This is a genomic window from Dellaglioa sp. CoH-57-MRSF-22 (genome assembly GCF_056781895.1).
Window position 1 is genome coordinate 34,557 of the sequence record NZ_JBXAXT010000002.1, and the last position, 21,512, is coordinate 56,068.

The 21,512-nt window shown below is 33.9% G+C and carries 17 protein-coding genes; 12 read left to right on the forward strand and 5 right to left on the reverse strand.

What is annotated here, in order from left to right; genetic code table 11:
• The first annotated feature begins 4 nt into the window (after nt 1–4).
• The 10 genes from infB to lepA all read left to right on the forward strand — a co-directional run bounded on the left by infB (nt 5) and on the right by lepA (nt 13,388).
• Nucleotides 5–2,332 carry a translation initiation factor IF-2 gene (infB, locus tag AC1RPR_RS01995; protein ID WP_481761381.1) on the forward strand — a complete coding sequence of 776 codons (2,328 nt, stop codon included), beginning with the start codon at nt 5–7 and terminating at the stop codon, nt 2,330–2,332.
• A gap of 27 nt (nt 2,333–2,359) precedes the next feature.
• Nucleotides 2,360–2,713 carry a 30S ribosome-binding factor RbfA gene (gene rbfA / locus AC1RPR_RS02000; protein ID WP_409022457.1) on the forward strand — a complete coding sequence of 118 codons (354 nt, stop codon included), beginning with the start codon at nt 2,360–2,362 and terminating at the stop codon, nt 2,711–2,713.
• Nucleotides 2,714–3,055: 342 nt separating this feature from the next.
• Entirely contained in the window at nt 3,056–4,462 is a 1,407-nt protein-coding gene (locus AC1RPR_RS02005) for a tetratricopeptide repeat protein (RefSeq protein ID WP_481761380.1), read from the forward strand.
• A 157-nt stretch (nt 4,463–4,619) separates the two neighbouring features.
• A complete protein-coding gene (truB, locus tag AC1RPR_RS02010) occupies nt 4,620–5,525 on the forward strand; it encodes a tRNA pseudouridine(55) synthase TruB (protein ID WP_481761379.1) in 906 nt (301 codons plus the stop codon).
• A 16-nt stretch (nt 5,526–5,541) separates the two neighbouring features.
• Nucleotides 5,542–6,486 (forward strand): riboflavin biosynthesis protein RibF, encoded by a 945-nt coding sequence (gene ribF, locus AC1RPR_RS02015; protein ID WP_481761378.1) that lies wholly within the window; start codon nt 5,542–5,544, stop codon nt 6,484–6,486.
• Nucleotides 6,487–6,640: 154 nt separating this feature from the next.
• Nucleotides 6,641–7,684, forward strand: coding sequence for a heat-inducible transcriptional repressor HrcA (gene hrcA / locus AC1RPR_RS02020; RefSeq protein ID WP_409022460.1), 1,044 nt, complete (start codon nt 6,641–6,643; stop codon nt 7,682–7,684).
• A 17-nt stretch (nt 7,685–7,701) separates the two neighbouring features.
• Nucleotides 7,702–8,298, forward strand: a complete 597-nt coding sequence (gene grpE, locus AC1RPR_RS02025; protein WP_481761377.1) for a nucleotide exchange factor GrpE — start codon at nt 7,702–7,704, stop codon at nt 8,296–8,298.
• A gap of 25 nt (nt 8,299–8,323) precedes the next feature.
• Entirely contained in the window at nt 8,324–10,159 is a 1,836-nt protein-coding gene (gene dnaK / locus AC1RPR_RS02030) for a molecular chaperone DnaK (protein WP_481761376.1), read from the forward strand.
• Nucleotides 10,160–10,284: 125 nt separating this feature from the next.
• Entirely contained in the window at nt 10,285–11,424 is a 1,140-nt protein-coding gene (gene dnaJ / locus AC1RPR_RS02035) for a molecular chaperone DnaJ (RefSeq protein ID WP_481761375.1), read from the forward strand.
• A gap of 122 nt (nt 11,425–11,546) precedes the next feature.
• Nucleotides 11,547–13,388 (forward strand): translation elongation factor 4, encoded by a 1,842-nt coding sequence (lepA, locus tag AC1RPR_RS02040; protein WP_481761374.1) that lies wholly within the window; start codon nt 11,547–11,549, stop codon nt 13,386–13,388.
• A 39-nt stretch (nt 13,389–13,427) separates the two neighbouring features.
• On the opposite strand, the gene AC1RPR_RS02045 is transcribed toward lepA, so the two are convergent.
• From AC1RPR_RS02045 to AC1RPR_RS02065, 5 genes are all read right to left on the reverse strand, one after another.
• Complete coding sequence (locus AC1RPR_RS02045) at nt 13,428–15,410, reverse strand: cation:proton antiporter (protein WP_481761373.1); 1,983 nt, start codon at nt 15,408–15,410, stop codon at nt 13,428–13,430.
• A gap of 112 nt (nt 15,411–15,522) precedes the next feature.
• Nucleotides 15,523–16,875, reverse strand: a complete 1,353-nt coding sequence (locus AC1RPR_RS02050) for a gluconate:H+ symporter (RefSeq protein WP_481761372.1) — start codon at nt 16,873–16,875, stop codon at nt 15,523–15,525.
• 21 nt (nt 16,876–16,896) lie between these two features.
• Nucleotides 16,897–18,438, reverse strand: a complete 1,542-nt coding sequence (gntK, locus tag AC1RPR_RS02055) for a gluconokinase (protein WP_481761371.1) — start codon at nt 18,436–18,438, stop codon at nt 16,897–16,899.
• A 106-nt stretch (nt 18,439–18,544) separates the two neighbouring features.
• On the reverse strand, nt 18,545–18,910 hold the full coding sequence (locus AC1RPR_RS02060; RefSeq protein ID WP_481762403.1) for a hypothetical protein: 366 nt from the start codon (nt 18,908–18,910) through the stop codon (nt 18,545–18,547).
• Nucleotides 18,911–18,928: 18 nt separating this feature from the next.
• Nucleotides 18,929–19,888 (reverse strand): nucleoside hydrolase, encoded by a 960-nt coding sequence (locus AC1RPR_RS02065; protein WP_481761369.1) that lies wholly within the window; start codon nt 19,886–19,888, stop codon nt 18,929–18,931.
• Nucleotides 19,889–20,060: 172 nt separating this feature from the next.
• On the opposite strand from AC1RPR_RS02065, the gene AC1RPR_RS02070 reads away from it, so the two are divergent.
• On the forward strand, nt 20,061–20,549 hold the full coding sequence (locus AC1RPR_RS02070) for a DUF3013 family protein (RefSeq protein ID WP_481761368.1): 489 nt from the start codon (nt 20,061–20,063) through the stop codon (nt 20,547–20,549).
• A gap of 12 nt (nt 20,550–20,561) precedes the next feature.
• Nucleotides 20,562–21,509 (forward strand): 50S ribosomal protein L11 methyltransferase, encoded by a 948-nt coding sequence (prmA, locus tag AC1RPR_RS02075; protein WP_481761367.1) that lies wholly within the window; start codon nt 20,562–20,564, stop codon nt 21,507–21,509.
• Nucleotides 21,510–21,512 lie beyond the last annotated feature (3 nt).

Here is a 21,512-nt window from a genome sequence, read left to right on the forward strand (position 1 = left end):
AAATATGGGAAAAAAAAGAATTTATGAATTAGCTAAAGAGCTAGAATTAAATACTAAAGATATTATTGATTTTGCAACGACAAAAGGTTTTGATGTTAAAAATCATATGTCAACTATTGGTGATAATGAAGAACGTCAGATTCGCGATAAATTTAAAAAGGGCGCTGCTAAAGTAGTTGCTGCAAAGAAAATGGTTGAAAAAACTGTATCTAATGCAACACCGAAAAAACCAGTAGCAAAACCTGTTGCAAAGAAACCAGCACAACCTGCTAAAACAACGAATAGTAAACCTGTTGCTCAAAAATCATCGCAGGTAGCTTCAAAACCAGTAGCAAGAACAACTAACGCTGCACCAAAGACAACAAATGAAAAGCCAGCAAATCGTCCTCAAAATAGTACACAATCAAGTGCTAGAACTGCTAATAATGGTAATGCTAATCAGCAAGGACGTTCGAGATTTAATAATAATAACCGTTATGGGAATAATCCTTATAACAAACGTAACAGAAATAAGAAAAACCGTCGTTCAACGACACCAAAACCACCTGTATCACCCAGAAAAGATAAACCATTACCAGAAATCTTATATTACAATGCTGCAACTAATGTTGCTGAAATTGCTAAAAAGATTCATCGTGAACCAGCAGAAATTATTAAAAAATTATTTATGTTAGGCGTAATGGTTAACCAAAATCAAACACTCGATACAGATACAATTGAAATTTTAGCAGCAGAATATGGTATTAAATCAGAAGCTAAAATCGATGTAGATGTTGCTGATATTGATAAAATGTTTGATGCAGAAATTAAAAATGAAGATAATCTTGTTTCAAGACCACCAGTTGTTACAATCATGGGACATGTTGATCATGGTAAGACAACCTTACTTGATAAATTACGTCATACACATGTTACTGATGGTGAAGCTGGTGGTATTACACAACATATTGGTGCTTACCAAGTAAAACATGATAATAAAACAATTACATTCTTAGATACACCTGGACATGCTGCATTTACAAATATGCGTGCTCGTGGTGCCGATATTACTGATATCACTGTTTTAGTTGTTGCTGCTGATGATGGGGTTATGCCTCAAACAATTGAAGCAATTAATCATTCTAAAGCAGCCAATGTACCTATTATTGTTGCTGTTAATAAAATGGATAAGCCCGGTGCTAATCCTGCTCATGTTACAGAACAATTGGCTGAATATGAATTAATTCCTGAAAGTTGGGGTGGTGATACTATTTTCGTTGAAATTTCAGCGAAAACAGGCACAAACCTTGATGAATTATTAGAAATGATTTTACTTGAAGCCGAAGTTCTTGAATTACAAGCAAATCCAAAACAAAAGGGTATTGGATCTGTTATTGAAGCTCGTCTTGATAAAGGCCGTGGAACAGTTGCTTCATTACTTGTTCAACAAGGTACGTTAAAAGTTGGTGATCCAATTGTTGTTGGTAATAGTTTCGGACGTGTCCGTACTATGACAAATGATAAAGGCCGTCAAGTTAATAAAGCTAAACCTGCTACACCAGTAGAAATTACTGGTTTGAATGATGTTCCAGGTGCTGGCGATCGTTTCGTTGTCTTTGATGATGAAAAAACTGCTCGTGCAGCTGGTGAAGAACGTGCTAAACGTGCTTTAACAAAAGAACGTGGAAATGTTACGCATGTAACACTTGATAACTTGTTTGATTCACTTAAAGAAGGCGAATTAAAAGAAGTTGCTGTTATTATTAAAGCAGATGTTCAAGGTTCAGTTGAAGCTCTTGCAGGAAGTTTGAAGAAGATTGATGTTGAAGGTGTTCGAGTTAATATCATTCATCAAGCAGCTGGTGCAATTACTGAAAGTGATGTTACTTTGGCAGAAGCAAGTAATGCTATCATTATAGGATTTAATGTTCGTCCAACACCTCAAGCTAAACTTCAAGCACAATCTGACGAAGTTGATATTCGCTTACATCGTGTTATTTATAACGCAATTGAAGAAATTGAAACGGCTATGAAGGGAATGCTTGAACCAGTCTTTGAAGAAAAAATAACTGGACAAGTTGAAATTCGTGAAACATATAAAGTTACAAAAGTTGGAACAATTGGTGGTGCTTACGTCACTGAAGGTTACATCGAAAGAGATAGCGGCGTTCGTTTAATTCGTGATGGTATTGTTATTTATGAAGGTAAATTAGCAAGCTTGAAACGCTTTAAAGATGACGCTAAAATTGTTAAACAAGGTTTCGAATGTGGTGTCATGATTGAAAAATACAATGACATTAGAGAAGGCGACCAAATTGAAGCCTACGTTATGGAAGAAGTTCCAGTTAAATAATTCATAACAACTATAGGAGGATATAAAATGACACAACATTACCGTGTAGGTCGTTTATCACAAGAAATTCAAAAAGAAGTTAATGATATTCTTTTAAAACGAGTGAGAGATCCTCGAGTTGAAGGTGTCACAATTACGGGAGTTAATGTAACTGGTGATTTACAACAGGCGACAATTTACTATAGTATATTGTCAAATATGGCATCAGATGCACAAAAAACACAACGTGGTTTGGAAAAAGCTTCTGGATTAATTCGTGGTGAACTTGGATCAAGATTATCAATTTATAAAACACCAGAATTGGTTTTTGTAAGAGATGAGTCAGTTCAATATGGTGATAAAATTGATCAATTACTTAAAAAGATAGATTCTGAATATTAAAATAAAAATCCTGATACCGTTTGTTGCTCTATTTAAACTGTTGTTGATGGATAACTTTATGAAGGTCCTAATCCTTAGTGATTAGGCCTTTTTTTCTCCTCATCAATGGAGATATTATCTTATAATATAATCATATCTTTTATTTTTAATAGTAATCAAGTAAAATTAGTTGTAAGTATTGGTATCTCATATCTTTGATTATATGGTGTAGTTGAATACTAATTCATTTGAAGAATTATGAATTTTTCTTATACCACTATTCAACAATCATTAGATAGTGTGGTAATTTCCTTTAAAAAATTAATTTAATTTTCAAAATATATATTAGAAAGAGGTACTAATTTGAATTCAGAGCAATATAAAGAATTATTAACTTCACAGTCAAAAGAAGTATTAATTCGATTACTAACAAAATATACTGAGAATAAATACGAAATAAAGAATGATATATTAGCTGATTTGGGATTTTTGGATGAAGAAGAAGAAATAGAAGATGCAAAGGAACGAATTCGAGAAATTATTTATGAAAATAGGAAACAAGGGTATGTTTCGTGGAGAGGATACGACAATATTAGTGAAGTAGTCGATAATCTGCTCTCTATTTGTGACGTGAGATTTAGTCAAAATTATTTAAAAGCACCTATGTTAATATTATTAGATTTATTAGAACAATTAGTAAAGGTCAGTGAGTATACAGAATTAGGGTTTATGATTGAGCAAGAGAGTATACTTTCTAAAATACGGATTTATGTAGAAAAACTGTCTGTTAAAGATGGGGCAGATGAAAAGAAAAAATTAATTGTTACGAATGTTATTCGATATGCTAAAAAAAATTTTTGGAATGAATGGGCGGTGAGTGATTTTGATTTACTCAGTCTCATTCTTCCTTTGCTAAATACAAAAAATACGGATAAAGTATTGAAAATTGCCGATAAAATTAGTACAAGATTTGATGAATATACACAACAAGATAGGAAAAGTAAATATTTATTATTTAAAATTAAATTGTTCTTCCAAGTAAATAAAATTAAAGAAGCAGAAGAAATTATTAATAATAATTTAGATATTGATGATGTTAGAATGTTTAAAGTTGAGTTAGCTGTTTCAAGAAAAGACTATGAAGTTGCAGAAAAATTAGTACTAAAAAAATTAATTACAGATAATGATAAAAATATTCAATATTTACAACCTTGGTATACTCGACTAGATACTATCTATGAGGAGACAAATCAAGTTCAAAAAAGAATTGAGTATTTAAAACAGGCATTATATAAAGGCAATGATTCCGATTATAAAAAATTAAAAAAGCTTTTAGTTGATAATGGATTTTGGAAAGCTGAATACCCTGATATTCTGAAAAACATTTCTAAAACACTTGATAATTGGCAACTTGCACAGATATTAGCAGATGAAAACGAAGCTACCATTTTGCTACAATTAATTAAAAAAAATCTGAATTTATTTATGAATTATGGAAAATATATTTACCCACTATATCCCAAAGAAGCTAACATGATGTTTGAAAGCATAGTTAAAGATTTAATAGTTAAAGCTAAAAATAGAAAAGACTATCAAAATATTGGCGATTATATTTTACGGTATAATAACTTTGGAGATGAGGAAGTAGCAATATCTCTTTGTGAGGGTTTGAAAAAGAAATATAAAAATCGGCCTGCACTACAAAAAGAAATGGATAACGTTATGGAAAGAATAAAAAATTATGATGTTTATGGGAAGTTTTGTGAATAATAACGTAGCTAAAACTGTTGGTAAATAGGTATTTAGGAATGATGATAGATAGTTATCTCTTAAATAGAAATTTCAATATTTATAAAAATTAGAATCGATATCCCTTGTTTTACTGATTATGATATACTGTTAAAAGTATATTAACGGAGGTAAGACAATGGACGGAATTATTCCACTATTCAAAGAACGTGGTATGACCAGTCATGATTGTGTTTTTAAGTGTCGTGGCATTTTTCAAACCAAAAAAGTTGGTCATTCAGGTACTCTTGATCCAAATGTTGATGGTGTTCTACCGATTTGTATTGGTAAAGCGACAAAAACAGTAAACTATTTGATGAATTCTGGCAAAGTATATGCGGGTGAAATAACACTTGGTTTCTCTACAGAAACTGAAGATTTAGATGGCGAAATAATCGAAGAAAAAGAGATTATAGATCCTTTCACATCGGAAGAAATTGATGATGTTATGAACCAGATGACAGGTACAATGATTCAAATTCCACCAATGTTCTCAGCTGTTAAAGTAAACGGACGTCGCTTATATGATTACGCTCGTAAAGGTGAAACAGTGGAACGTCCAGAAAGACAAATAACGGTGACTTCATTTATTCAAACGAAAGCTACAGAATATGATTTAGAAAATAAAAGACAAAAAATTTATTTTGAAGTTGCATGTGGAAAAGGGACCTATGTTAGGACGCTAGCTGTTGATCTCGGTAAAAAATTAGGTGTACCTGCAGTTATGTCCGACCTGACTAGACTGGAAAGCGGCGGTTTTAGAATTGATAAGGCGTTTACCCTGGACCAATTAAATGAGGCTAAAGTCAATGGGACGTTAGAATCGTTGTTATATCCAATTGATACAGCGCTAACATCATTTAAAAGGTATGAATTAACAACTGAACAGTGGCTTATTGTCCAAAATGGTGGATTTTTAGCAGTTGATTCGTTTAATAATGAGCCAACAGTTTCTCTAGTTTATGAAAATAAAATTAGATGTTTATACAGATTGAATAGTGAAAAAAATCGTTATCAGTCTGAGACAATGTTTGATTTAGGATAAAGGAAGATATTGGAACATGAAAGTTATTTATTTAACTGAACCGTATAACCCTAACGAAATTAGTAATGATTCTATTTCACTTGCTATGGGTTTTTTTGACGGTGTTCATTTAGGACATCAAAAAGTAATACAAGAAGCTAAGCAAAAAGCTAACGAAAAAAATATTAAACTTGCAGTAATGACATTTGATAAGCATCCGTCAGTACAATTTCAAAAAGCACCCGAACAAAGTGTAAAATATTTAACGTCTATGGAAAAAAAAATATTATTAATGAAGCAATTAGGCGTTGATATTTTTTATATTTTAACGCTAAATAATAGTTTAGCAAAAATGGAACCACAAGATTTTGTCGATAAATATATGGTTGCATTGCATGTAAAGGTAGTAGTTGCAGGATTTGATTATACGTATGGTAAAAAAGATATCGCAAATATGGATACACTACCTTTATATGCTAATCAAAAATTTGAAATTATTACTGTGCCTGAATTAGCGACGAATCATCAAAAGATAAGTTCATCTCGAATTAGAATGGAAATTGATAACGGACATATTAGCGATGTTAATAAGTTATTGGGCTATAAATATGAAACACTTGGTAAAGTTGTTCACGGTGAAGCTAGAGGTAGAGAACTTGGCTTTCCAACATTAAATTTAGAATTCAATGAACACATTCGAATTCCGGGACCCGGAATATATGTGACTAGCGTTCAGGTTGGTGATGTCTGGTATCGTGGGATGGCATCTATTGGCTACAACGTAACGTTTGGAAAAAATCGTGAATTAACGGTCGAAATAAATTTATTTGATTTCAACGAGATGATTTATGGCCAAATTGTTACGGTTCAATGGTTAGCATATTTGAGAAGTGAAGTTAAATTTGAAGGTATTCCTGGATTAATTACGCAATTAAATAAAGATAAAAAAAATACTAATACTTATTTTGACCAACACATATAAGTATTGGTTTAATGGCTGACTAAATAGGATATATTTAGTCAGCCATTTTCTTTAAAAAAGTGAGTGCATTCCTTGACAATAATCTCAACATTTAGTATATTAATAGTTGTCTTAGCACTCCATTGTGTTAAGTGCTAAAAAGAGGTGATTGATCATGCTAACAGAAAGACAAATGTTAGTGTTAGAAGCAATTGTCAGAGTATATACAGAGGTTGGTCAACCTGTTGGTTCTAAATCGGTCGTTGATTTTTTACCAATGCATGTAAGTTCAGCAACTATCAGAAATGAAATGGTGACATTGGAAAATAATGGGTTAATTAAAAAAACACATTCTTCTTCTGGTAGAATTCCTTCATTTTTAGGTTATCGATATTATGTTGATCACATTGTTAAACCCGGCGTTGTTCCAGCAGCGGAATTAGCGAATATTCAAAATTCTCTTGGTGTTCATTTTCAAAAGATTGATGAAATATTTGCAGAATCAACTAAGATTCTTTCGGACTTAACAAATTATACAGCGATTTCTTTACGACCTGAAACAATGGAAAGTCGTCTCGAAGGTTTTCGATTAGTACCATTAGGAAATCATCGAATTATGGCTATTCTTGTGATGAGTAGTGGCGTTGTTGAGAATCAGACATTCAGTATTCCTAAATCGATTAACGGATCAGATTTAGAAGCCGTAACAAGGTTGTTGAATGACCAATTAATTGGGTTGTCATTAGCTGAAATTTCTAAGAAGTTAAGAACAAGTATCCCAGTTATGTTGGTTAATTATATGCGTAGGCCAGCTGGTATTTTAGATATTTTTGGTAATATTTTAAAGCAGGCAGCACGTGAACAAGTTTTTGTTGGCGGTAAATCTAATATATTAGATTTTGCTACCGATAGTAACGTGGATGAATTAAAATCATTATATGATTTAGTAGACACATCAAATAACAAGAATATTGGTGAATTAATTGGAATTCAAGGTAAACCTATTCAAATTAAAATTGGTGAGGAATTAACGAACCAATTACTTGATAACTATAGTCTTATATCAGCTAGTTATGATGTTAGTGACCATGGTCAAGGGGTTATCGCATTATTGGGTCCTACAAATATGCCATATTCAAAAATGATTGGTTTATTAGATGCATTTAGTGATGAGCTTGCTAAAAAATTGTTAGATTATTATCAACAATTTGATAAATAAGAAAAGGGGTGTTGTGTGTGGTTAAAGATGCCAAAGAAGATTTAGTTGAAGAAGATGTTACACAAGAGCAACATCAGTCTAGTGAAGCAACTAATCAAAATGAGAAAAAAAGTTCTGTTACTGATAAAGTAAAAGAAAAATTTAGTAAAAAGCCTTCTGATGCAGATAAATTAGTTGAGTTACAAGCTAGTTTAGACACAATGGAAGATAAATATTTACGAGCAGAAGCCGAAATGGCAAATATGAATACACGCTTTAAGAAAGAACAAGAACAACTCTTAAAGTATAGCGGGCAATCATTAGCTAAAGATGTTCTACCAGTTATCGATAATTTGGAACGAGCATTGGCAATTGAGGTTGACACTGAGAGTGGCGAACAACTTAAAAAAGGTATTGAATTAGTTTATAAAGATGCACAAAAAGCATTAACTAATAATGACGTTATAGAAATTGCAACTGATGACGTTACTTTTGATCCAAATGTTCACCAAGCAGTTCAAACAGTTCCAGCTTCTGATGATCAAAAAGCAGATACAATTGTTCAAGTCCTTCAAAAAGGATATAAATTAAAAGATAGAGTGTTACGTCCAGCAATGGTCGTTGTCGCTCAATAATAATATAAGAAGAGGTAGATAAATTATGGCAAAAATTATAGGAATTGATTTAGGAACAACTAACTCAGCTGTTGCTGTGTTAGAAGGTAAAGAAGCAAAAATTATTACAAACCCAGAAGGAAATCGTACAACACCATCTGTTGTTTCATTTAAAGATGGCGAAACTCAAGTTGGTGAAGTTGCTAAACGCCAAGCAATCACAAACCCTGATACTGTTGCATCAATTAAACGTCACATGGGAGAAGAAGGCTACAAAGTAGATATTCAAGGAAAATCATACACACCACAAGAAGTTTCTGCTATGATTTTACAATACATCAAAGAATATTCTGAAGCTTACTTAGGCGAATCAGTAACACAAGCTGTTATTACAGTTCCTGCTTACTTTAACGATTCACAACGTCAAGCTACAAAAGATGCTGGTAAAATTGCCGGTTTAGAAGTTGAACGTATTGTTAACGAACCTACTGCTGCTGCTTTAGCATATGGTCTTGAAAATACTGAAAAAGATGAAAAAATCCTTGTATTCGATTTAGGTGGTGGTACATTTGATGTTTCTATCCTTGAATTAGGTGATGGTGTCTTTGAAGTACTATCAACAAACGGTGATACTAAACTTGGTGGAGATGATTTTGATCAAAAAATCATGGACTGGTTAGTTGAGACCTTCAAAAAAGAAAATGGTATTGACTTATCAAAAGATAAAATGGCAATGCAACGTCTTAAAGATGCTGCTGAAAAAGCTAAAAAAGATGTATCTGGTGTTACTAGTGCACAAATTAGCTTACCATTTATTACAGCCGGTGCTGCTGGACCTTTACATTTAGAAGCAACATTATCACGTGCAAAATTTGATAATCTTACACAAGACTTAGTTGAACGTACACGTATTCCAGTTCAAAATGCTTTAAAAGATGCTGGATTAACAAATGCTGATATTGATCAAGTTATCTTGGTTGGTGGTTCAACACGTATTCCTGCTGTTCAAGCATTAGTTGAAAAAGAAACAGATCACAAACCTAACCAATCAGTTAACCCTGATGAAGCTGTTGCACTTGGTGCTGCAATTCAAGGTGGTGTCATTACTGGTGATGTTAAGGATGTTGTTTTACTTGATGTAACACCACTTTCATTGGGTATTGAAACAATGGGTAGCGTCTTTACTAAGTTAATTGATCGTAATACAACGATCCCAACAAGCAAGTCACAAACGTTCTCAACAGCTGCAGATAACCAACCTGCCGTTGATATCCATGTCTTACAAGGTGAACGTCCAATGGCTACTGATAATAAAACATTAGGCCGTTTCCAATTAAATGATATTCCTGCTGCACCTCGTGGAATCCCTCAAATTGAAGTTAAATTTGATATTGATAAAAATGGTATTGTTAACGTTTCTGCTAAAGATTTAGGCACAAACAAAGAACAAAAAATTACAATCAAGAGTTCAGGTGGTCTTGCAGAAGACGAAATCGAACGCATGGTTAATGAAGCTAAAGAAAACGAAGAAGCAGATAAGGCACGTAAAGAAGAAGTTGATTTGAAGAATGAAGTTGATCAATTATTATTCTCAGTTGATAAAACTTTGGAAGAATTAAAAGGTAAAGTAACTGAAGAAGAAATTAAATCTGCTGAAGATGCTCGTGATGCTTTGAAGAAAGCTCAAGAAGATAACAATGTTGAAGATATGAAAGTTAAGAAAGATGAATTGAATAAAATTGTTCAAGACTTAACTGTTAAATTGTATCAACAAGCACAAGAAGCTCAAGGTGAAGCTGGTGCTGAAGGCACGGCTAAAGACCCTAAAGATGAAACTGTCGATGGTGACTTCGAAGAAGTTAACCCTGAAGATAAGAAGTAATCTTTACTAAATTTTGAGTGTGATAGAAAGTCAAAGGCCTTTGGGACTTTGGCTTTTTATTTCATGTTAGACATGTTATCCTATTTAGAGCAATAAAAACCAAAAAGGTTATTCGGAGGTACGGAATGGCAGAGAACAAAGATCCATATAATGTACTTGGTGTGACTAAAGATTCGTCACCTGAAGAAATAAAAAAAGCGTATCGTAAGTTATCTAAACAATATCATCCGGATATTAATAAGGATGCTGGTGCCGAAGATAAATTTAAAGAAATCACTGAAGCATATGAAACAGTTGGTGATCCACAAAAGAAAGCTGAATACGATCAATATGGTTCAGCTGGGTCTCAAGGTGGTGCTTACCGAGGATTTGGTGGTCAAGGACAACAAGGTGGATTTGGCGGCGGTGGATTTGAAGATATTTTCAGTTCATTTTTCGGCGGTGGTGGTGCTTCCCAAGATCCAACCGCTCCACGAGCAGGTCGTGATTTGCAATACGAGATGACATTGACATTTAATGAAGGTGTTTTTGGTAAAGAATCAACAATTAAATACAATCGTAAAAGTCTATGTGCTACTTGTTCTGGTTCTGGAGCAAAACCTGGAACTTCTCCAATTACATGTCATAAATGTGGTGGTCGAGGTACTATCCAAGTTGAGCGTCGTACGCCACTTGGAAACATGATGACTGAACAAGAATGTGATATTTGTCATGGTACAGGTAAAGAGATTAAAGAAAAATGTGATACATGTCATGGATCAGGCCATATTGATGAAAGACATGAAGTTAAAGTAACTGTTCCTGCTGGTGTTGAAGATGGTCAACAGATGCGTCTTCAAGGACAAGGTGAATCTGGTGAAAATAGTGGACCTTATGGAGATTTATACATTATCTTTAGAGTTCAGGCTAGTGGCACATTTGACCGTGAAGGTCCTGATATTTACATTGATGTTCCAATTAGCTTTGTCCAAGCTGCATTGGGCGACGAAGTAACGGTTCCAACCGTTCATGGAGATGTAAAAATGAAGATTCCCGCTGGAACACAGACTGGAACGACTTTCAGATTACGTGATAAGGGTGCGCCTAAATTACATGGTAAGGGTAATGGTGATCAAGAAGTGACGGTTAATATTGAAACACCTCGTAATCTTAAAAAAGAACAAAAAGATGCTTTGAAAGAATTTGCTACAGCTAGCGGTAAAAACGTTGTTGGCGAAGGTAATTTATTTGATAAGTTAAAAGATCAATTTAAAAATAAGAAATAAAGTTAAAAATAGAATCGTCTTCTAAGATGATTCTATTTTTTTGTATGCGAACTGTAATTGTGTTTAGTAGCGTTGATTGTTATAATCAGAAGAGATAGAAACAAGAAAGTAGGACGCTATTAATGGATTTTGAAGAAATGCAAGATAGACAAAAACATATTCGAAACTTTTCGATTGTAGCACATATTGATCATGGAAAATCCACACTTGCGGATCGTATCCTCGAGATGACTGATACAGTTACTAAACGTGAGATGCAAAATCAATTACTCGATTCGATGGATCTTGAACGAGAACGTGGAATTACAATTAAATTAAATGCGGTTGAATTACATTATCTTGCTAAAGATGGTGAAACATATATCTTTCATTTAATTGATACACCAGGACATGTTGATTTCACTTATGAAGTTTCAAGGAGTTTGGCGGCTTGTGAAGGTGCTGTACTTGTTGTAGACGCTGCTCAAGGTGTTGAGGCACAGACACTCGCAAACGTTTATTTAGCGATTGATGATGATTTGGAGATTTTACCAGTTATTAATAAAATTGACTTACCATCTGCTAATGTTGAAATGGTAAAAAAAGAAATTGAAGATGTTATCGGATTAGATGCCTCTGATGCCGTTCTGGCAAGTGCTAAAAATGGTATTGGTATTGAAGAGATGCTGGAACAGATTGTAACGAAAATTCCTGCACCAAATGGTGATTTAAAAAAACCATTGAAAGCTTTAATTTTTGATTCAATCTATGATAGTTACCGTGGCGTTGTTTTGAGTATTCGGGTGGTTGACGGTGTTGTAAAACCTGGCGACACAATTGAATTAATGAATAGTAAGAAAAAATATGAAGTGACTGAAGTTGGGGTTATGTCACCCAAAGCAGTTAATCGTGATTTTTTAATGGCCGGAGATGTTGGGTATGTTACAGCGGCAATTAAAGATATTCGAGATACACGAGTTGGTGATACAGTAACTTCAGCTGACAATCCAGCAACTGAAGCACTAGATGGTTACCGTGCAATTAATCCTATGGTTTATTGTGGGTTATATCCCGTAGATAATTCAAAATATAATGAATTACGTGAGGCACTTGAAAGATTACAATTAAATGATGCTGCTTTACAATTTGAACCAGAAACGTCACAAGCACTAGGATTTGGGTTCCGTTGTGGATTTTTAGGGTTATTACACATGGATGTTGTCCAAGAGCGGTTAGAACGTGAATCTGGGTTAGATTTGATTACAACGGCACCATCTGTAATTTATCATGTTGATTTAACTGATGGTGAGAAAATAATTGTTTCTAACCCTTCTGAAATGCCAGAACCATCATCAATTAAGCAAATTAACGAACCTTATGTGAAAGCAAGTATTATGGTACCTAATGAATATGTTGGAGCAGTCATGGAACTTTGTCAAAAAAAACGTGGTGTTTTTGAGACGATGGATTACTTAGATGAATTCCGTGTAAATATTATTTATCATATGCCTTTATCAGAAATTATCTTTGATTTCTTTGATAAATTAAAATCTAATACACGTGGATATGCATCCCTGGATTATGAAGAAGAGGGTTACCGTCCAAGTGATTTAATTAAAGTTGATATCTTGTTGAATGGTGAAGCAGTTGATGCATTGAGTTTTATTGTTCATCGTGATTTTTCTTTTGAACGTGGAAAAGGTATCGTCAATAAATTAAGATCATTAATTCCGCGCCAAATGTTTGAAATTCCAGTTCAAGCTGCTGCTGGACAAAAAATTATTGCAAGAACAAATATTAAAGCATACCGTAAGGATGTTACAGCTAAATTGTATGGTGGAGATCGAACACGCCGTATGAAACTTTTGGAAAAACAAAAAGCTGGTAAGAAACGAATGAAACAAGTTGGTAATGTTGAGATTCCACAAGAAGCATTTATGGCAGTCTTGAAAATTGATGAAGATGAAGAATCTAAGAAAAAATAAGTAAAAACGACAACCGGAAAAGTCTGGTTGTCGTTTTTTTTATGATAAGTATGCTTCATTATTTTGCATGTAAACCATCTCATCGTATGAAATTTGTTCTCTTAACAGATTTGCCGTTGCAGGGGTGATTAATTTTTGTTCTAATTGAAGTTGAACAAAATTATATTCTAATTGAAAGGCATTTATAAAAATATTATTTTGTAAGATAAGTTCAGTCTCATTTGAAAACATTCTTCTGTGTCTAACTGATAAAAATTGTCTAACCAGAGTAACGGCCATTGAATTGTCAACAGTGGTAATAGAGGTTAAATAAGTAATTGCTGCCTGATAACTAGATTCCTCCATTAAAATAAAGTCATCTTTTGTATTATTATAATATTTTTTGAAAGTATTTTTTTGATTTTCAGTAACCTGAGATAGCGCTTTTTCGCCTTTCTTAATAGCAAAATGTTTAAATAAATGAAGTGAATAGAATTTCAAGTGTATTATGAGATGTTTAAGTGAAAATCCACGGGTTGATTGATAAGTTGTAGCAAGATACTTTTCGTACCAAGAACCAGTTTTTTCAGAAACCTGACCACTCGATAATAATTCATGCAAAATATTTTCTTCAATTTCTTGTGTTTTTTCTAATAGGTCATAAAAATCACTCTTTTTAGGCCGTTTTAAAAAATTTTGTTGGTTATATAGCGTTTCAATTACTGTTTGTCTTTCTGGACTAGGAATATTTGTGACATTAAGTTGTTCAACAGTGTAAATAACCATCTTAGAACGAATTTCACCAATATTTTCTAAAATAGTAATCTCATTCTTTTTGGTAATTAAGTGCGGTAGTAGGAAAGTAGGAACTAACATGCTAATTAATATAACTAATGCAGCTATAAAAATGATTTCATTTCTCATAGGGAATTCAATTCCTGAAACAGTTACTAATGGTAATGAGTATGCCATGGATAGTGTAATTGTTCCGTGAATTCCACTTAGGGCAAATGTAAAATCGTCTTTTGTTGATAAATTTTTTAATAGGAAGTGGGACCATAGAAAACGCATTAGTGTCATAATAAAGTAAATACCAATACTAATAACAAGTAAAATTAGTGAATTAAATCCTGAGCTTTTTAATAAATCCGAGGTAACAGTAGGCAATGTTAAACCTAGAACTACAAAAACAAACCCATTTAAAGCATCTGTAAGTACTTTCCAAATACTACTTGATATAAATTGTAATTTAGTTGAAGATAACCGTAAACGATCTTTTTGAACACCATGAATTAAACCGGCAGCAACGACTGCTAAAATACCTGAACAACCTAATTCTTCAGATATAAAATAAATTAAAAAAGGAGTTATTATTTCAATTGGAATCATAATTGCTGTATCTTCGATGTGCCAATTTAGTAACGTTAACCTTATTTTAACGAATACTAATCCTAAAAATGCACCAATTAAGAGTCCACCAAAAAATGATGTGCTAAAAGCACTTAGACCTTCGTTCATAGAAAAAGTACCTGAAGAGAAAGCAGTTAATGCTAAACTAAGACCAACAATACCAGATGCATCATTAAACAAGGATTCATTTTCCAATATATTCATCATTGACTCAGGAATCGGTAAATTTTTTGTCACTGAAGATACTGCTACTGTATCTGTGGGTGTGACAATCGCTGCTAACGCAAATGCTAAGGCAAGTGATAAATCAGGTAAGACTGAGTGAACTAAAAACCCAGTGACAATTATTGTTGCACCAACTAAAATGATGGCTAATGAAAGCGTCGTTAAAATATTTCTAGCTAATGCTCTTCTAGATGTATTTTGGGCTTCATTGAAAATAATAGGTGCAACGATTATCATAAAAAATAATTCTGGGTTAAGTTCGAAATGTTGGAAATTTGGTAATAAAGAAAGCGCTAATCCTATACCAATTTGATAAAAAGCTTGTGGAACTTTTGGAAACTTAACAGCAATCACATTTGCGATAACCACGCCACCAAGTAATAATAAGATAGCAGATAGTGAATCCATAATATTGCCTCCAATAATTTCAATTTAGAATGGTGTCTATTTTAACACATGTCTAAATTTAACAACATAATAAAAGGCTAAGTTATCTAAAATAACTTAGCCTTTTATTAATTTATACGAATAAGTTAATAAGCATAACACCACCGAGCCCTGAAACAGAGACGACTGTTTCAAGAACGGTCCACGTTGCGAGTGTTTCTTTAACGGTTAGATCAAAATATTCTTTAATCATCCAGAAACCAGCATCGTTTACGTGAGATGCAATTAAACTACCTGAACCAATGGCGATAACCATTAATGCAGGATCAACGCCTGACCCAGCTATTAAACCACTGACTAGACCGGCAGCTGTTAATGCAGCAACTGTTGCAGAACCAAGAGAAATTCTAAGAAGTGCAGCAATTAACCAGCCTAACAATAATGGTGATAACGATGAGGATTCAAACATTCTTGAGATAACATCTGCGACACCACCATCAACAAGAACTTGCTTAAATGCACCTCCACCACCAATGATTAAGAGTAGCATTGCAATTTGTTTAATGGCAACTTCAAGAGAAGCCATAATATCTTTGACTGGGATCTTTCGGGCAATACCCATTGAATAGATAGCGAACAGAAGGGAGAGCAGCATGGCAACGCCAGGAGACCCAACGAACATGAAAAAGGAATCTATAGAGTTAGGGTTCTTTGGTGTTATCCCTTTATTAATAATCATGTCGTAAACTGTTGAAATAGCCATAATTACAACGGGAAATAAAGATGTCAAAGTACTCATTGCAAAACTAGGTGTATCTTCAAGTTTAAATTCTTTTTGTGTTCCTAATGCGCTTAAATTTCCTTTTTGCTTAAATGCCGAAGGAATATATTTTTTTGCAATCATAGCGAAAAGTGGACCGGCAATCAATGTTACCGGAATAGCTAATAGTAATCCGTAAATAAGAACCATCCCTACATTAGCATTTAGTGCTGATGCAATTGCAGTTGGGGCGGGGTGAGGTGGTAAAAAGCCATGAGTAACTGAAAGTGCAGCTGCCATGGGAATCCCAAGATATAAAACTGAAATTCCTAATTCCGTAGCAATCGCAAAAACGATTGGGATCAATAAAACAATACCAACTTCGAAAAATAATGCAATACCAATAATGAATGATGCAAGTACGACTGCTAATTGAATCCATTTTCGACCAAATCGGTTAATTAAAGTAGTCGCAATCCGATAAGCACCACCTGAATCAGCAACCAGTTTACCTAGCATAGCACCAAAACCGAAGACTAAGGATAAATGACCTAATTGACTACCAATACCATTTTCGATAGAAGTCGTGATTTTATCTAAAGGCATCCCTAATCCAATGGCAACAACAAATGATGTGATAATTAATGAAACAAATGTATTTAATTTAAATTTAATGATTAATAAAAGTAAAAAGAGAATCCCAATAAAAACAATTAAAAGTGGCATAGTAACTTTCCCCCAATGAAACTAGATTTGATGATAATGTTTCCGCTGGAAATCAGCAATATTTTTATATTCAGCGCTTAATGACCTACTTACTCGAACAAATATAGGTAATAGCTCACGATATACTTCAAAGTTTTCTTTTTGTGGTTGGTGGACATGCATGGAACCAATCATATTTTCAACAGCAGATAGATCAGCAATTAAATGTAAACTTTGCATTCCTAAGACAGCTGCGCCAAGACAAGAACTTTCAAAACTTTCAGGAATTGTAACTTCTTGTTCAAAAATATCGGCTAATAATTGTCGCCATAAAGATGATTGGGCAAAACCACCTGTTGCTTGGATTCTAGTGGGTTTCCCAGCAATTTCAGTTAGTGCTAACATGACCATGTCTAAATTGAAAACGATCCCTTCAAGTACAGCTCGAGCCATATGCGCACGTGTATGTTGACGTGTTAAACCAAAGAATGAACCTCTAGCATTAGCATCCCAGAGTGGTGCCCGTTCGCCACCAAGATAGGGGTGGAAGAGGAGTCCATCGGAACCGGCAGGAACCTTTTCTGCAATTTGAGTGATGACTTCATAGGGATCAATTTTCATTTGTTCAGCAGTAATTTTTTCGGGTGTAAATATCTCATCGCGCAACCAGCGGAAGACGATACCGCCATTGTTAACTGGCCCACCAATGACCCATTTATTTTTGGCGAGCGCATAACAGAATAGTCTACCTTTAGGATCTGTAACAGGGTGATCGATAACCATTCTAACGGCACCACTCGTACCAATTGTGACAGCCGCAACACCCGGTTCGATAGCATTAACACCAAGGTTTGATAGAACACCATCACTTGCACCAACAATAAAAGGAACATCACGTTGGATACCAGTTATTTTAGAAAATTCAGTATTTAGTCCGGATAGTTGGTACGTTGTTTCAACTAGTTCTGGTAACTGTTCAGGTGTGACACCAGTTACAGATAATGCTTGCTTATCCCAATCTAAATTAAAAATATTGAATAAGCCTGTAGCTGACGCTAAAGAATGATCAATAACAAGTCGATCAAATAATTGATATAAAATATAATCTTTAATACCAACAAAATAGGCTGCCTGATTAAATAAATCTGGTTTATCATTCTTTAACCAAATTAGTTTTGATAATGGTGACATAGGATGAATAGGTGTTCCAGTTTTGAGATAAATTTCATGACCAACACCTGATTCATTTAAATCATCACTCCACTTGCTAGCTCTGTTATCAGCCCAAGTAATCGATCTAGTTAACGGTTTATGATTTTTATCAAGTAGAATTAAACTGTGCATGGCAGCTGAAAATGAAACGCCTTTTAAATCAGTGGGGCGTAAGTTCGCTTTTTTATTGACCTCAGTGATTGCTTTTGTTACAGCAGCATAAATTTCATCAGGATCTTGTTCAGCCATCCCATTTTCTTCTTGATAAAGTGAGTAACCAATATTAGCGTATTCAATTACGGTACCTTTAAGATCGTATAAAACTGCTTTCGTGCTTGTTGTTCCAATATCAACACCGATTATATGTGGCATAGTGATCTCCCTTGAATAAATAGTAGTATGAATAATAAAGTTTATTAAAATTACAGTTAACGCTTACATTATCGTCTTTGAGTTAATTTAAAGCAACTATCTTTACTTATTTAAAATTTGATAATAAAGGATAGAATGCTGCTAAAATTAAAAAGAAGGAAAGAATAATGATTAGAATAGTTTGACGGCGATTACCATGATGTAAGAATAAGTTTAAACATGAGGTAACAGCAATGTAACCACCAAGTATCATCAAAAAGATAAATGTATCTGTAATAGGATTTAAACTAATAAGCGAAAAAAGTCCCAGTATCAATAGCCAGTTACGACTATTTTTTTCCCAGGCTAACGAGCCAAAAAAAAGTGACTTATATGAAAATTTTCGACGTTTTTTTTTCGTAAATGTAGAAATATAAATAATAGTGGTCATAATAAACCAAATGGAAAGAATGAATGGACCGAGATATTGCATAAGTAAACTCCGTTAAATTTAATTTTTTGAAAATAAAGTTGATAAACGTGTCATAAAAGTCGATAAGAATCTTTCGGTTTCAACGGCAACAGCGACAACCGTTGTTGCTTGATTTGAATTTAGGCGTGTCTCGTCACCGATTGTACGTCCAGAAAAAGGCGCTTCTGTGTCAACTTTCATATTGATAGGTAAAGTAGTGACTAAAGATGCATCTATAGCAACGGCAACAGCTAAGGGGTCATGCAAAGCACAGCCGTCTAAATTTGTTTTTAGGTTTGCATAGGCGTTAATATAGTAATCAACAATATCGGCGAAAGCTCGACTTGATGGACTGTCAATTTCACGCCATAGCTCTGTTTCTTTTTTTGTTAAAAGTGTTTTAAGTGTTACGTCTAGACCTACCATTGTAATAGGCAATTTACTTTGGAATACTTCATTTGCGGCTTCTGGATCTTGATTAATATTTGCTTCAGCAACGGCAGTTACATTTCCAGGGATTGTTAAAGCACCACCCATTAAAACGACTTTACCAATTAATGTTTCAATTTTAGGATCTTTTTTTATGGCTAATGATAAGTTCGTTAATGGACCAGTAGGCACAATAATTAAATCTGATTGAAATTCATGTGCAGAATCGATAATAAAATCGATTCCAGATTCTGAGGCGTATGGTTGGCTTGATTTAGGGATTTTTATGTCACCTAAACCGTTCATACCATGTATTTCTTGGCTTATTTCTAAAGTATCAAAAGATTGAGTCGTGATTGAATGTTTCTCACCGAGATAAACTGGAATATTTGATTCACCTAATAAATTAAGTAAGTTCAAACTGTTTTGAACACCAGCTAGCATTTGCAGGTTACCGTAAGAACCTACAATACCAATTAAATCAATTTCGGTACTAGCGAGAGCATAGGCAATAGCCAATGCATCGTCAATACCAGTGTCTAAATCCAAAATCATTTTCTTTCTTCCCATAAATAAAACCTCCCCAATATTTTAATAACCTTAGTTTACCAAAAAAAGCGATAAATTGTTATCGTTTTCCTCTTTAATTAATGCATGAATGAATGCAATGCTTTATAATAAACTTTGAGAACTAAACAAAATTTGATGTAATTTAAATTTATTTAAAATATGAGGTGATAGTATGGCACAAGAAACATTGTTTGATTATTTAAAGAAGGAATTACCAAAAATTGATTTTGATGGTGATATTGTATTAGATTGGCAGAAAAAGGATCATACATTTACAGTAGATCTCACATTTTATGCTGAGAATAAGTCACAACAAGCAATTCTTGATATTGAAGGTGTTAACTCAGAATTACCCATTATTTCATTTGGGGATGCTATATTACTCTATGATGAAGAACGTTTTGACTCAAAGGAAGTTGAAAAAGAGTATTTAACAACATTACCCTTTCAAGGGAAATCGGGTTGGGAACGCTCAGAGGCAGCAGCATTTATTAACTATTTACAAATTGTACTAGACAATGGTCAAAGTGATTTGTTAGATTTTTTGAATGATGATGATGCTGAATTCTTTGAACTAAGTTGGTCAGCTAGCGATTTTGAAAAAATTCAAAAAGCACAAAGTACAGAAAAAAGTATGCGATTAATTTATCCAAAATTTTAGGAGGATTTCAATTTGAAATGGACAGAAGTAAGTATCTCAACAAGTAGTGAAGCTGTAGAAGCGGTTTCTAATATTTTAATTGAAAGTGGTGCTGAAGGTGTCCAAATTGATGATTCAAAAGATTTTGAAAAATTAATGCAGGATAATTTAGACGGGAACGATTTTACATCAGTTGAGCACCAAAATGATGGAGCAAAGATTTCTGCCTTTTTCCCTGAAACTATTTTTATTCCTGAAATATTGCCAACTATACAGAGTAGGGTTAATCAATTAGCTGATTTTGGACTTAATCCGGGACGTGGTCTGATTGAATTGAATGAAGTGGATGACCAAGGTTGGGGATTGGAATGGCAACAATACTACCATCCGGTTAGAGTTACCCGATTCCTAACAATAGTACCAAGTTGGGAGAAATATCAGGTGGTCCAACCTGATGAAAAAGTGATACGTTTAGACCCTGGTAAAGCATTCGGTACAGGAACACATCCCACAACCCGGCTAGCTTTGGTAGCACTAGAGCAAGTAATACGTGGAAATGAATCTATGATTGATGTTGGAACAGGTTCAGGTGTTTTAAGTATTGCTGCAAAACATCTTGGTGTTGGTCATATTGATGCGTATGATTTGGACGATATTGCAGTAGATGCTGCCGTATTAAATTTCAACTTAAATCCAATTGCAAATCAGATACATGTAGCAGCTAATGATTTACTAAATGGTATTGATAATAAGGTTGATTTAATTGTGGCTAATATTTTGTCCGAAATTATTGTACCGTTAATTCCGCAAGCTAGAAGAAATTTAAATCCAGGTGGCCATTTTGTGACATCTGGGATTATTGCAGATAAAGTCGATTTAATCAAGGAGTCACTGGTAACTGGTGGATTTGAAATACAACAGATTTTAAATATGGGTGACTGGTTCTCAATTATTGCAGTTAAAATGGATTTGGAAGGTTAGGTA

Coding starts and splice junctions, on each gene's coding strand:
- infB (WP_481761381.1), top strand. CDS start 5: ATGGGAAAAAAAAGAATTTATGAATTAGCTAAAGAGCTAGAATTAAAT.
- rbfA (WP_409022457.1), top strand. CDS start 2,360: ATGACACAACATTACCGTGTAGGTCGTTTATCACAAGAAATTCAAAAA.
- truB (WP_481761379.1), top strand. CDS start 4,620: ATGGACGGAATTATTCCACTATTCAAAGAACGTGGTATGACCAGTCAT.
- ribF (WP_481761378.1), top strand. CDS start 5,542: ATGAAAGTTATTTATTTAACTGAACCGTATAACCCTAACGAAATTAGT.
- hrcA (WP_409022460.1), top strand. CDS start 6,641: ATGCTAACAGAAAGACAAATGTTAGTGTTAGAAGCAATTGTCAGAGTA.
- dnaK (WP_481761376.1), top strand. CDS start 8,324: ATGGCAAAAATTATAGGAATTGATTTAGGAACAACTAACTCAGCTGTT.
- dnaJ (WP_481761375.1), top strand. CDS start 10,285: ATGGCAGAGAACAAAGATCCATATAATGTACTTGGTGTGACTAAAGAT.
- lepA (WP_481761374.1), top strand. CDS start 11,547: ATGGATTTTGAAGAAATGCAAGATAGACAAAAACATATTCGAAACTTT.
- AC1RPR_RS02045 (WP_481761373.1), bottom strand. CDS start 15,410: ATGGATTCACTATCTGCTATCTTATTATTACTTGGTGGCGTGGTTATC.
- AC1RPR_RS02050 (WP_481761372.1), bottom strand. CDS start 16,875: ATGCCACTTTTAATTGTTTTTATTGGGATTCTCTTTTTACTTTTATTA.
- gntK (WP_481761371.1), bottom strand. CDS start 18,438: ATGCCACATATAATCGGTGTTGATATTGGAACAACAAGCACGAAAGCA.
- AC1RPR_RS02060 (WP_481762403.1), bottom strand. CDS start 18,910: ATGCAATATCTCGGTCCATTCATTCTTTCCATTTGGTTTATTATGACC.
- AC1RPR_RS02065 (WP_481761369.1), bottom strand. CDS start 19,888: ATGGGAAGAAAGAAAATGATTTTGGATTTAGACACTGGTATTGACGAT.
- AC1RPR_RS02070 (WP_481761368.1), top strand. CDS start 20,061: ATGGCACAAGAAACATTGTTTGATTATTTAAAGAAGGAATTACCAAAA.